This is a genomic window from Emticicia sp. CRIBPO (genome assembly GCF_009905725.1).
Lineage (GTDB): Bacteria > Bacteroidota > Bacteroidia > Cytophagales > Spirosomataceae > Leadbetterella.
Window position 1 is genome coordinate 83,234 of record NZ_JAAAKV010000017.1, and the last position, 14,092, is coordinate 97,325.

Sequence of the window (14,092 nt, forward strand, 5' to 3'; positions counted from 1 at the left end):
GACCGGTCACCCGGTCTTTTTCGTTTTACTCAAAGGTAAAATTATAGGCTATTGTAACAATGGCAGAGGCAAATATTTTAAGGTTGTAAGCCTTGGTCGATTCCTGTTCGGATTTGAAGAAAACAGAATACACGTTCTTTCTGGCATAAGCGTTATAGACGGTAAAAGCCCAGTTGCCTTTCCATCTCTTGTCTTTCATTCTGGGATTAAAGATATTCCATGAGAAATCAAGCCTGTGATAATCAGGGATTCTAGCATTGTTTCTTTTGTCATAAAACGGATACACGTTGTTCTGATAATTGACAAAACCCACAGGCTGGGTATAAGGCCGCCCGGTGCTGTACACAAAATTAAACCCGAAAGAATTATGCTTGTCGACGCTGATGTCTATTGAGGCGTTAACCGTGTGAGGCTTGTCATAATTAGCTGAATACCAATCACCTCCGTTTACCAGTTCTATTGCCGGCAAATCGCCGTTCACCCTGTTGAGGGTTCTTGAATAAGTATAATTGGCCCAGCCGGTCAGGGTCCCTTTCTTTTTGGAAGCCATAAACTCCACGCCGTAGGCTTTGCTAATGCCCTGGATCAGCTGGGTTTCGGGATATTGCTGCAGCAGGAAATCTGCCCCCGGCTTATAATCCATCATGTTTTGGGTAAACCTGTAGTAACCTTCAAGTGAGAACTCGTAAATATTGTCTTTGATGCTCTGATAATAACCCGCTGTCACGAGGTTACTGATCTGGGGTTTTATGTGCCTGTCGCTTGTTTTCCATCTTGATGTCGGTATGGGTGTGGTGGTATTGGAAACCACCTGGATGTACTGTCGCATCAGGTTATAGCCAAATTTGACCGAAATATCGGGGGTAAAGGCATACCTGAAGCCTATCCTGGGCTCCAGACCTCCGTAAGTGCCCGTCACGGCCCCTTTTTTATAGTGAAGCGTATCCATTACCGAGAAATCGTCCCTCGGCTGTCCGGGTTCATACACCCTGACATCAGAAGGTCCCAGGGACATAAAATAGGAATATCTCAGCCCAAGCGACAAAGCCACGGTTTTGGAGATATTGATTTCATCGTCAGCATACCAGGCCAGTTCATTGGCTCTTTCGGAGGGCGTGGTGATATAATTGACGCTGGGACTGCTGTTAGGCTCGAGCGTACCGGGTCTGATCAGATATTGGGTCAGGATGATTCCTGATTCGAGTTTATGGTCTTTCAGCTGATAATTCAGATTGGATTTAACCTGGTTTTGTACCAGGTTCGACTTCAGCTCCACATTGTTGTTGGTTTCGGCTTCCACGGTGGCGATCGTAGGATTGTAATGAGCCGTCATCACCGTCGTCTGGATATCCATTTTTGAGTTAATGACATGCAGCCAGCGTCCCATCAGGTTGGTGGTCTGGTGTTTAAAGAAAGTCGACGTACCTACTACATTGGGCAGATTGGTCAGAAGCCCTGTTCTGAAATAATCATAACTGTGATAGCCCATGGCCGTAAAAGTATTCTTCTGATTGATTCTCCAGAAACCTTTGGATACAAATTCGGCAAACTTGGTTTTGATCCCGTCCAGCCGTTCAGAAGCAATTGGAAGTAAAAAATCGTTAAAAGCTCCTCTCCCGGCCACATAAATGCCCAGTTTTTCTTTTACCAGCGGTACATCCATCATCAGGCGGTTAGAAACCAGGCTTATACCGCCGTTCATCCTGAATTTTTCCAGGTTGGGATTTTTAAGTGAGATGTCCATTACCGATGCAGCCCGGCCACCGAATCTTCCGGGCACATTGCCTTTGTACAGGTCCAGGTTACTCACCGCATCGGGCGGCACTACCGAAAACAAGCCAAACATGTGAGTCGGGTTAAATATCGGGGTATCATCCAATAAAATAAGGTTTTGGTCTGTGGTACCTCCCCTGATGTTGACCCCGTTAGAGGCTTCTCCCACACTTGACACGCCCGGCAGCATCTGAATGCCCCGGAGCAGATCCACCTCTCCGAATACGGCGGGTATTTTCTGCAATGTCTTGATATTGATCTGGTTGGCCCCCAGAATTGGTTTCCTGACGGTCTTGTCAAATCCTTTGCTGGTCACCACCACCTGTTCCAGCAGATTGGAAACCTTAGGCAACAGTACTTCCAGGAAAAGGCTGTCCTTGCCCATCGGCACCACGTAAGAATAAGGCACATAACCCAGGTACCTGATGTTCAGGATGTGGTCTTTGCCATAAACCCCGACAACGAAATGGCCGTTTTTATCAGATTTGGCCCCGACATTGGTCTTTCTGAAATCAAGGACCACCGAGGCTCCTTCCAGCGGGGTTCCGGTCAATGAATCTTTCACTACCCCGTATACCTTGACCACCTGTGCCCCGGCGGGCAGAAGGTTTGCCAAAAATATAAGAAGAAAGACATATCTGACTATTTTCATTTTCCGGTGATCCGTTTTCTTTGTACTGTTATTAATCTCGTCCATATCTCCAGCCCGCAGGCACAAAAGGGGTTCTAAGGCGACTGTTTTTACAAACCGCCAGCGGAATATAAGGGCGTTCCTGCGACACCTGCTCTATGTTGGCGTCCCGGTTGGTCACAATCCTGAACAAGCTGTTTAATTCCGATCCTTTTGTATTGGTCCGGCTCAGCATAACCCTGACTTCAGACACGGAAGAGGCGGAAAAAAAGCCCAGCACCAGCTCGCTTTCTCTCGCTATATTCGTCACATTACTTTTAATCGGAGCCGGAGGGGTGTCTGCGAGTGTTCCGGTATTGACGGCCTGGTCCTGGATCAGCTTAAAATACCGGTAGGCGTTAGCCGTCAGCGAAGTCTGCTGCACACTCACCAAAGCCGGATTATACTGGTATAAAGGCACCTGGGCGGCCAGTTTGTTCTTTTGCTCCTGCCCGTTTGAATAAATATCGGACATGATGTTGATGTCAGAACCGGTGAAAATATCCCAGCAATCGCTGCCGCAGTTGTAATCATAGGTAATGTTGCTGTTGATCGTCAGATCTCTGAAACAGTCGCCTGTAACACCCTCCTCCCCTTCATAGAGGTAGTATTTTCCTCTCGGACATGAGGCACATATTTTCTGGACTTCCCAGCTGGTCCATTTCCAGCGGTAAAAGTTCTTATCTCCTGACGGGTCCTCAAAGTCAAGATAAAAATCGTTGGTAGGAAAGTTGTTTCCATAGGCGGAGACTTTCTTAATGCCCACAGGATTAAACTCCTCCCGCAGGTTTTTGATCGCCGGCACAGGCATCATTTTTTCAGCGGTAGACTCATAGCTGATCCCGTCATAGGTTTTAAACTTCAACTGGTAGTCATCACCGGCTTTAGCTTTAAAATCAGGTGGGAGACGGTAATAGCCCGGTTCGGTTTCCGTAAGTCTGTAAGATTTGGTGCCGTTGACAATGACATTGGCCTCCACCCTCGACTCCGGCAGGGAAATCTCACTGTTGGTTCTGATGACAGAGGTATAATCAGAGCTTTTAAAATCAACGTCCGGTTTGATGCGGCCGATGTAAACCAGCTGGGGTTCATTCAGGTCTGTGATGGTGCCGTCAACGATCAGGTATCCTTTTGAAGTGGATATATCCACCTGGAATGTATCCACACAGGCAAAAAACATAAAGCTGCTCAGCAGAAAGAAGGAAATGATCCGGGTGATTTTCGTTTGCTTTTTCATTCGATAACCAGTTTTTTGGTGACCATATCGCCTTCTTTATTCCATATCCTGACCATGAAAGCCCCTTTGTTGGCTCCTGAATTCCACTGGTGTTTTATCCGCTGGCCGCCTGAGTATTTGCCCAGCTGATGATGATAAATACGGGTACCGGCAGTATTGAAGATATCCAGTTCATAATCGCCGGACACAGCATCAGATTCAATGGTGATGACCTGATGTGAGGCAATCGGATTAGGATAAACCGACATCCGCCCGCTTTCCACCAGGGGTTCATTAGGTGTCAATACCGACAAGCCTTCCCTGTAAATCACCAGCCTGGAATTGACTCCGGGTTCCCATTTAAATCTGACGGTCAGCTGCCGGGTATCTGTGTTGTAAAAAGCCTGACTTTCGGTCTTGAATTCAGCTTTCGAAAAAACCAGGATGAGGTTTCTGCTTCCCAGTTTTACAGATTTGGGAATCGACTGAAGGTTTTCGACTTCCAACTCTATCTGCCTGCTTTTCGGGGCTCCGGCGAAAGTCTGCACCCGGGTGATGTTAAACTGCACACTGTCCTGCCACACATTGCCTTTCATTTCAAGCAACTCATAATTCTTCCTGGTCAACGCCTCCGGATCGCTTCCGTCGTCATGATAAAAAGCGAATGACGAAGCCGGAGCAGAAATATCATGGAAATATCTGATGGTCAGACTGTCTGACAGGTAGTTATCTGTAGATCTGAAATTAGAATTAGCCAGAGGAATGATGGCTCCGGCTTTGGCATACACCGGGATATTGTCTAAAGTCAGTTTTTCAAAAACAGCAGTATTGGTTCCGGCCTCGGCACCGGTCCAGAAGTTAAACCATTTTCCGGACGGCAGCACCACCTTGCGGGTGAGCATCCCGTGAAGTAAAACCGGGGCTACCAGCAGGTTTTCACCAAAAAAATACTGGTCTGCAAGGGTGGATAAATCTGTATTGCTCTCAAAATAATCCATAGGCAAACAAATGGGCCTTGCCGAGGTGGTATTCAGATACGCTAGCGAATAAATATAGGGCAGCATTTTGTACCTCAGGTTAAGGGCACTTTTCGAGTTGCTGAAGAACGGCTCTGTCAGACCGGAGGGGTCGGTGATGTCTCTTTCGCCGTCGGTTCTGACAATGGGTGTAAAACACGAAAACTGAAGCCAGCGAAGGTCCAGCTCTTCATCTTTTTCTTTTTTACCATCACCTGTTATATACCCTCCGACACTCGAATGCATATAAGCCAGGCCGCTCATTCCTGCATGGATCATGATCGGAATCTGCAGTTTCAGCCCTGCCCAGAACCTCACAGGGTGGGCACTCCAGGTCAGTGCCCCATATCGCTGAGAACCCACATAAGCGGATCTTGTTAAATGAAAAAGACGTTTCTGCGGAAAGTCCTTCCTGAAGTTTTCATAAACGGCTTTCAGCCAGACGTGGGAATACAGATTATTAACCATTTCGGCCTTACCATTGACATGCACCATTTCTTTAGGATGCAGCTCCGGCTCATTTCTGTCTGAATACCAGCCTTTTAAGCCACTTTCATTTAAATTTCTGAGTTTATTTCCCAGGAAAATCTGTGTTTTGGTATTGAATATGTCCAGTAAACCCACCGGACCGGCCGGGGTGTTGATCTGTAAACCGGGCTGCCCTGACGAAGAAGCCGTAAGCAGACCTCCGGTCAGAAGGTCGGAATAAAGCGGGGACGCCGTAGAAGCGTAGGGATCAATTCCCAGGATGGTTTTTATCCCTTTGGCAGCAAAATCTTTAACCATCTGCTCGGGATTCGGGAACTTTGACTTATCCCAGTCAAAACTACCCTGCAGTTTATACCAGGCATGGTCGTAGCCGATGGCATCAAGCGGGAAGCCTTTTGTTCTGAGTTCGTTAACCAGCGTCTGAACTTCCTGTTCAGATTTAAAGCCTGCCTTGGACTGGATATAGCCGAAAGCCCATCTCGGGGGTAAGGGCTGATACCCGGTCAATAGTCCGTAATTCTGCAGTATTTCGTCGTTAGACTTTCCGTTGATCAGAAAATAGGCCCATTTCCCGGTGCTTAAACCATCGGCATTTAATTTTGTGGAATCAAAACCACCGACATCAAACCTTAAGTTGCCGGGCATGTCGCTGTCGAGCAGCAAACCGTATTGATTTGAACAAACCAGGAAGGGTAAACTGGCCGACTGTGACAGCCTGGTGGCTTCTTCATAGTAACCACCTTCATAACTGTTATAAAAATCAAAAACTTTCCTGTTGAGATTGAGACCAAAAGGTCGGCCGCCTGCCCCGTGGAAGACATTGTCAGGCCGGATATCAAATGAGAAATGAACAGAATCTGCGGTTTGCCGCATTCCTTCAGATTCACTGATCTTCACTTTGCCTCCTGCCCTCAGGGTCACCTTCAGCGGGTTTTTACTGATCACCAGGTCACAATCCTCAAACGAGATGCTCAGTTCTGAGGCCGTTTCTTTTACTGTTCCGATAGTACCCGAAGGCTTTAAAACGGTAGCGTAAGAATCATTCCAGACCAAACTACCTGATCGCAAAAGCTGAATCCTGAAAATATTGCGGGCATAGGCCTCCACGATGAGGTCGCCACCGGTTCCTTTAAGGGTTAAAGTTGAACCGTTTTTTTCAAAACTCTTAAAATTTCCGGCTGAAGATTGGGCATAGGCATTATGACAGACAAGTAAAATTAAACATAGTCTACAAATTTTTATTATCACGGTTAAGTATTAAAATATGAATATTCCATAAAGATATATAACCAAAAACCACATTCCAAATTTGGTTTTTCAATTGAGGGATAGCAGAGACATCCTCGTTATTTATGTCGACAAACAGCACTTTTCAAATAGAGAAGTGGCTGAAGACATCGTCCGGGAACTGTCTCATGTATCTCCGGCCGGAAGCAGAATAATGTCGGTGACAAATGTTATTTCCCGCCCTTCCCTAACCACAATAAGCTATTCAATATCAACCCGTTCTGAGTCTCATTGGCAAAGGTAAAGGAGAGCTCTTTGTTGGTCTTGTTCTCATAATCAATATCATTGTGGCCGAAATTAAAATAGACCATTTTGTACTTTTTGTTGGTCCAGCCAATCGGATAATCGCCGCTGTGCCATATTTCATGGAGCTTGGGGCCAGTGCCCAGCGGGAAACTCGATGGGTCAACAGACAACAGCACTTTAATATCAGGATTGACCCTGAGGTCCTTTTCCCATCTGTACCATTCGCTGGGTGAGGTTTTAAATGTTTCAGGTATGTTTTTAAAGATCGGATGCTTCCTGTCCTCCACTTTCAGAATCGCTGAGGTAGGTCTCCAGGTGTTGCTTTTGTATTGTCCCGAGCCAAGGAATTCATTGTGATACCAGTCCCAGTTTTGCGGAAACTGCGAGGGTGTCAGGGCAAACCCCGCAAAATGAAATCCCATCCAGGCTCCCCCGTTTTTCATGTATTTTTCAAAGGACTCCCGCTGTTCCGGGGTTTCCGGACGGGTATCCAGGAAAACGACCACCTGATAATGTGAGAGAAATCCGGAGTTAAGATTTGACCAGTTATTGGTTGAATCGTAAGTAAAACCGTTTTCAGCCGCTGCTTTGGGAAACCATTTATGAGCCTCTCCTACAAAACTGATGTGGGCTTTGTCATTTTTAGCGGTATAAAAAGCAATTACTTTGAAGGAAGGTTTCTTTTTCTGGGCAACAGCCTGTGAAAAAGCAAACAAAAAACAGATAAAAACCATCGGAAAAGCTCCTTTGGCTAACTTACACATACGTTTCATGACCGGATATTTTTTAAGGTTGGGTATCTGACCTTAAATATAGCTTTTTATCAGTTCATTTCGAAGCAGATCAGCATTGTCCGGAAATTTATAATATCAAAATCAAGGCTACAGCCCATGCTCGATCGCAAATTTGACCAGGTCTGCGGGTTTATTGATGCTGAGTTTCAGGTTGATGTTGTTCCTGTGGGTCTTTACCGTGGCGATGCTCAGAAACAGCTTTTCTGCGATTTCTTCGTTCGTCATGCTTTTACCCACTAATCCGATGATCTCAATTTCGCGTTTGGTGAGTTGAAATTGCTTCATAAAGAAATCATCGCCATGGCGGTTTTCAAGGGTCGGTTTCGTCAGCTTCGGATCATAATATTTTTTACCTTCCACTACCTGCACAATGGCTTCCATCACCTCATCAATGCCGGAGTTTTTGAGCACATAGCCATGTACCCCCATTTTCTGACAATCTTCAATGAACTTCTTGTCGTTATACATTGTCAGCATGATCACCTTCACTTCCTTGTAGTCCTTAACGATCTGTGCAGCTGCATCCAGGCCATTCATGTGCGGCATATTGATATCCAGCAGGATCACTTTCGGATTTAACCTGTGAATCGCGTCCATGACGTCTTTTCCGCTGAATACCTGTCCCACCACTTCGATGGAAGGCTCGGGAGACAGCATCATTTTCATACCGTCGTTAAACATCTGGTGATCATCTGCGATCAGCACTTTCACATTTTCTTTAAGCTGGCTCATAAGGAATTTCTACGATTACTGTACTACCGTGTATATTTTTATCAATTTCGATATTTCCGTTGACAAATGCGACTTTCGAGGTCAGATTATTCATTTCATGCCGGTTTTGTCCCAAGCCGTTGTCTTCCAGCATCATATTGAGCGAATCCGGCAAAAAACTGATCTGAAGACTGGCCTCTGTCGCTTCAGAATGTTTCAGCACATCGTTGATCAACTCTGTAGCTATCCTGAAAATCTGGATTTCGGTTGAAGCGTCCAGCCGTTTCTCTTTTCCGGCCTGGATAAAGCTGAACTGAATGCCTGATCCGGAGAGTTTATTCACCGTTTCTTCCAGCGATTTGGCCAGACCCAGCTGGGCAAAATTCTTCGGCATCAGGTTATGGGATACCTTCCTGAGGTTTTCAATGGCGGTGTTGAGCAATGACCTGGCTTCCATCAATACCGGGTATTTCTCCCTGATTTCACCGATCCTGACGACACTGGCTATGTAATTAATGGCCGTGGACAGCATCGCTCCCACATCATCATACAAATCTTCGGCAATCCTGTTTCTTTCAATTTCCAGGGCTTCGATCGTCTTTTTAGATTGCTCTTCGATGTTTTTATGTAATGCAATCAGCAGGCTCTCATTTTGTTTCCGGTAATCGTCATACCTGAAATAAGCCAGCCCGAGACTCAACAAGATCAGGTCGATCAGGAAAGTGCCCACCATGATGTAGTAGCTGTCTATTTTCACCAGCGGGTCGCCGGCTTTGGTATAGGCAAGGTTGACGGCAAAGACTGTAATATACCCCAGCAGTTGTACCGAAAAAGTGAAGGTAAAAAACAAAACTTCCTTCTCTCTTTTCCGGATCCTTTCAAACAAGCTTGCAAAAGCAAAAACCACACTTATGAGGGTAAAGAGCAGGGTCATGTTAAACGTAAGCTTAAAGAAAAGCGGTTCCAGTGTCTTGAAATTGAGTATCTTAAAAGTAATATTCAGAACAAAAGCCAGGAGTACAAAAAGCTTATATGCTTGTAAATAGACATAAATCCGGCTGTTTGACCTGGTTTGCCGGATAAACTTCTGCATAAAATGCAGGTTGGTCACCATCAGCATCCAGGTGAAAGTCACCTGCAGGTCAAAGTGGTTCAAATAAGGAAAATCAGGATAAAAAAACTGGAATGCGAGGCCCGACTGGGTGGCAATATGCACAAAGACGGTAGCAAGAAAAAGGATGTACCAGAAATAAATACTGTCACGCGAGGCATAACCCAGGATCATGGTCACCAGGAAAATAAAGAGGGTTATCCCGGCCAGAATACCCCATAAAGTATAACTGCTCCGGTCTTCTTTTTCAAAATCCTGTGCCCGCCAGAGGTATGTTTTAAAAACCATGACCTCGTATTTCTTCTCAGCCATGATATAAAAATCAGCCTCTTCGCCTACTTTCAGGTGGAAAGGATAAAGAAAATTCTTATTGGGAAAAATACGGCTTTCGAAAGGCAGGTGGTCACCGGTCTTGACCTGGTTGATCAGCGAATCTCTTCTGAATTCATAAAAACTCACAAAATTGAGGCGGGGATTGGTGACCTCCACAAAAAAATAGCCGTCTTTTCCCTCTTCATTTCTGACGGAAAAATGTACCCAGTGATTAGAAGCAGAATACCCTGCATTCAGGATTTCATCTTTGACAGGTGTGAACTTTTTGAACCTCACCGATGAAATGCTTTCACTAACTGTCTTATCCTCAAAATGATACAGGTATCCCGAAAGGTCTAAATCCTGTTTATCCTTGATGATCAATTCTTTCTCCTGTGCCCGGGCCCCGGCCATTCCTCCGATAACAAAACTCACCAGGAGGAATAAAAACAGCTTTCTCAACATTAATCCTGATCTTAATTTCTGCAAGATATGTCCATACTCATTTTTAAAAAATACAAACTAGTTTGTATTTTTCTACACCGGTATGGATAGTACTACCAGTGTTCCGTCTGAACCGGATGACAAATTGATTTCGGCTTTGAGATAACTGGCCCTCGAATAAAAATTCTTCAGGCCTATGCCACCCGATGTATGCTCAAGCTCCTGTAAATCAAACCCTTTCCCGTTGTCTGAGGCAGACAAAACGAGTAGTTTATCTTTGTAATCCAGCTTTATTTCAGCCTTTGTGGCTTCAGAATGCTTCAGAATATTGTTGATCATTTCACTGGCTATTCTGAATACCTGTACTTCCTTGGCTGTCGTCAGTTTGATTTCCTGACCTAGTACTGTAAATGCAAAATTTATCTTTTGTGTCTTATTCAGTCCGGTGATCATATCATTCAAAGCCTTTACCAGTCCTTTTTCGGCAAATTCTATGGGAATCAGGTTCAGTGATATCTGTTTCAGGTCCTGCCCGGCTTTGTCTATCAGCCTGACGGCATCCGTAAGCATCGCTGATTTACTCACATCCTTCAGTTCATTCTGTGCTTCCAGAAGCAGGTCCCCCACCCCTTTCGCCAGCATTTCGTTGATCTGTCCTCTTTCCGAACCCAGTGATTCTATCACCCTCTGGTTGACATCCTGCTGGGCCTGGATCAGGCCGATCTGCAGCTGCTGGTTGCGTTGATGGGAATTCCTGTACCTGACAGAAAGGATATAGACAAAAAAGATCATATCAATCAGGAAAATCAGCAGGTAAACAATATGGGCTTCTATAAAAAACAGTCCTTTTGACTGATAATTCAGCAGATTCTGAACAATCACAAACACAAAACCAATCAGCTGAATGAAAAAAGCCACTGCAAAGAAACGTTGCAATATATCCGCAGACCTCAGCCCCACCGCGGCAATAAAGAAGAAAAGAACAGTACACAAAGTAGAGGCGACCGTATGAATCCTGATCAGATAACTTTCAATATTAACGCGGGAAGTAAATCCGCTGATCTGTAAAACCAGCAACGCCAGCAAACCGGTAATGAAGAAATACTTAAACCCCTGAGCCAGGTAGTAAAGGACTTTATGTTTGTTTTTCAGATCAAAAAAATACTGCTGAAACTTGAGCATGGCCACCAGGAACAGCCACACCATTTCAAGCAGCTGGTTTGGCCGGTTCATGGCCGGCCATTCAGGCCAGATGTACTGAAACGCCAGTCCGGAATCAGCCAGCTGCCTCAGCGAAAGCGTAATGATGTAAAACGTAAACCAGATGTAAATTCTGTCACTGGTGATCCAGCCGAAGATCACATTGAGTACAGTAATCAGGAAGACGACCCCGATAAAAATACCCCAGAGCAAATAAGCCCGCTGGTCGCTGTTTTCAAAATCGTTGGTGTTCCACAGGTTGATTCCCGTGGTCAGGTTTTCATATCTTTTGTCAATTTTAAGCAGATACACGGCCTTTTCATAAGAATCGAGGTAGATGGGATACACAAAATTCTTGGTCGGCGAAGGCCTGTGACGAAACGGGTACCAGTCGCCGGTTTTCCCTAAAGAACTCATCGTATCCCTTTTCATTTCGAAAAGCTCCAGGTTGTTGATCACATGATTGGTGATTTCAAGAGACAGTTCCCTGGGCACCAGCCCGGCTTCCAGTTCAAACCTAAACCAGTGGATATTTTCGGTGTATCCGTAATTGAGTTGCTGTTTGACCACTGCTTTAAAACCGCTGCTTTTCAGAATTACTTCCGGTGGCAAATCCCCGGCTTCGAGATGCTCAAGGTTCAACGGCAGGGACTTTATCGTTTTAACCGAATCAAAATGATACCAGGCCAATCCGGAAATAGCGAGCACCACCACAAGCAACAAAAATACCAGGTTCCGGGTCATACGCTCATGAGGTCTTGGGTAGGCACAGTCAGGATCACGGACGTTCCGTGTTCGCTTGAGTCAATCAGGATTTCTCCTTTCAGGTAATCGGCCCTGGCATAAAGATTCGTCAGACCTCTTCCTTCCGGGCTGTTATGATCAAATCCACGGCCGTTGTCTTCAGCTATCAGGTTCAGAAATTCTTCATGATAAATCAGTTGAATGGTCACTTCTGTTGCTCCCGAATGCTTTTCGATATTCCTGATCAGTTCCGTAAACATCCTGAAAATCAGCATTTCACTCTCATCATCAAGTTTTCTTTCATTGCCCAGGCTGATAAAGTCAATCCTCATTTTCTCATTGTCCATTTTCCTGATACTCTCCCTGATGGTCTTTGAAAGGCCTATTTTATTGAAGTTTTTAGGCATCAGTGTATGGGAGATCGCCCTGAGTTCTTCAGCGGCCTTGTCCAGAAAACCCTGGGATTTCTGCAAATGGACCGACTTCTTATCCCGTCCCAGCACCGAAAGATAGCCTTTGGCCGTAGAGAGTGTAGCCCCGATGTCATCATGTAAATCCTGGGCGATGCGTCTACGTTCTTCTTCGAGGCTGTCTATGATCCTCTTCTGGCTTTCCTGACGGGTATTCAGGATGCTCAGCTCCAGGCTGATGTTGTTTTTCCGGTAGTTTTCAAAACGGTAAACGAGCCCGTAAGAGAAGAAAATAATATCAAATACTACCGCAAAGGCCAGGATCACGTAAGTTTCTACATCAAACGGCAGCTGCCATCCCCTGGACTGACTGACATTCAGCAAAGTAACCACTACATAAGCCAGGAACTGGAAAGTGAGGGCATAGGAATAATACCTCACCAGCTTCTCTTTTTCGTGCCTCTTTTCATATAAACTGACAATGGTGAGCAGCACCATCACCAGCACGAACAGCGAAGTGGCCGTGGAAACATATTTGTACATATAAAGCTCTTTACCCGCCGGAGCCCAGGCATGAATGCCTATCGCAGCTCCCAGGGCCAGCCCGATCAGGATTTTGAAACCGATGATCCACTTAAATACCCTGCTGTTACGCCGGTTCTGATGAATAAAATACTGCATAAAAGTCAGCTGGGCAATCATCCCGCCCCACACATAAAGATAGACCGGGTCAAAAACGTTGATTTCGGGATGATCGGGCCACAGATACTGGTAACCTAAACCCGCATCCGAAAAAAGGTGCATGGTAATGCAATGCAGGTAAATCATGTACCAGAAATAAATCCAGTCCCTGATAGAAATCAGCATCACCAGGTTAACCACCATCAGGATGACGATAATGCCGATAAAAATGCCCCACAATACATATTCGTTCCTGTCCGAGGCCTTGAAATAGTTATAGTCCCACAACCTCATCGCAAAGGAAAGGATGGCGTTGGGCTGATTGACATGCAGAAAGTACCCGGTCTTCTGCCCTGGCGTGAGCCGGATCAGGAACGTGTAATTGTTGTTATAATGCGGTCGCTGGCTGTAATGATATATATCGCCTGTAAAACCCATCGAACGGATATGCTCATCCCTTACTTCAAAAAGCTCGAGGTGGTCAATATTGGCATATTCGATCTCAAGCATGAGCTCTCGTTTTTCTGCCGACTGAAGCTCAAAAAACAACCAGTACTGCGAAGACTCATTATACCCGAAATCCTGGCGGACAGTCGCACTCTTTGATTTTTTGAAACTCCCGTTTTTCAGCAGTTTAATGGCCTGAATGATATCCAGCGTTCCTTTCGTGTCTTCATACTGATAAATGTATTTTCTCAGCGGCTGCTCGTCCCGGCTGTCTGTGTGAAGAATATCCTGCCCGCTCGTCAGGTGACAAGCTGCCAGTAGGAACAGCATCAAAAGCTTAATTTTCATGGGTTTGGCCGAGTATTCCTCAAAAATAGAGATATAAAAACAAAAATACAAACTAGTTGGTATTGAACCGGGGCCGTCTGATCCGCCATCTTTGCAACATCAAAACAGAAGGCTTTGAAAACAGAAAAATGAAAATACAAACTAGTTAGTATTGAAACCGGACAACAAAAACAGCCAACTTTGCAACATCAAA

8 protein-coding genes are annotated in these 14,092 nt (G+C 45.3%); all 8 read right to left on the reverse strand.

Features of this window, described 5'->3' with window-relative positions; all coding sequences use genetic code 11:
• Window positions 1-25 precede the first annotated feature (25 nt).
• Window positions 26-2,425, reverse strand: coding sequence for a TonB-dependent receptor domain-containing protein (locus tag GVN16_RS24935; protein WP_166566695.1), 2,400 nt, complete (start codon window positions 2,423-2,425; stop codon window positions 26-28).
• Window positions 2,426-2,456: 31 nt separating this feature from the next.
• Window positions 2,457-3,680, reverse strand: a complete 1,224-nt coding sequence (locus GVN16_RS24940) for a DUF4249 domain-containing protein (RefSeq protein WP_166566696.1) — start codon at window positions 3,678-3,680, stop codon at window positions 2,457-2,459.
• On the reverse strand, window positions 3,677-6,412 hold the full coding sequence (locus GVN16_RS24945) for a TIM-barrel domain-containing protein (protein WP_166566697.1): 2,736 nt from the start codon (window positions 6,410-6,412) through the stop codon (window positions 3,677-3,679). The genes GVN16_RS24940 and GVN16_RS24945 overlap by 4 nt, the downstream gene beginning before the upstream one ends.
• A gap of 209 nt (window positions 6,413-6,621) precedes the next feature.
• Window positions 6,622-7,461 carry a ThuA domain-containing protein gene (locus GVN16_RS24950; protein WP_205748990.1) on the reverse strand — a complete coding sequence of 280 codons (840 nt, stop codon included), beginning with the start codon at window positions 7,459-7,461 and terminating at the stop codon, window positions 6,622-6,624.
• A gap of 117 nt (window positions 7,462-7,578) precedes the next feature.
• Window positions 7,579-8,223, reverse strand: a complete 645-nt coding sequence (locus GVN16_RS24955; protein ID WP_166566698.1) for a response regulator transcription factor — start codon at window positions 8,221-8,223, stop codon at window positions 7,579-7,581.
• Complete coding sequence (locus GVN16_RS24960) at window positions 8,210-10,090, reverse strand: 7TM-DISM domain-containing protein (protein ID WP_166566699.1); 1,881 nt, start codon at window positions 10,088-10,090, stop codon at window positions 8,210-8,212. The genes GVN16_RS24955 and GVN16_RS24960 overlap by 14 nt, the downstream gene beginning before the upstream one ends.
• Before the next feature lie 72 nt (window positions 10,091-10,162).
• Window positions 10,163-12,013, reverse strand: a complete 1,851-nt coding sequence (locus GVN16_RS24965; protein WP_166566700.1) for a 7TM diverse intracellular signaling domain-containing protein — start codon at window positions 12,011-12,013, stop codon at window positions 10,163-10,165.
• Entirely contained in the window at window positions 12,010-13,899 is a 1,890-nt protein-coding gene (locus GVN16_RS24970) for a 7TM diverse intracellular signaling domain-containing protein (protein WP_166566701.1), read from the reverse strand. The genes GVN16_RS24965 and GVN16_RS24970 overlap by 4 nt, the downstream gene beginning before the upstream one ends.
• Window positions 13,900-14,092 lie beyond the last annotated feature (193 nt).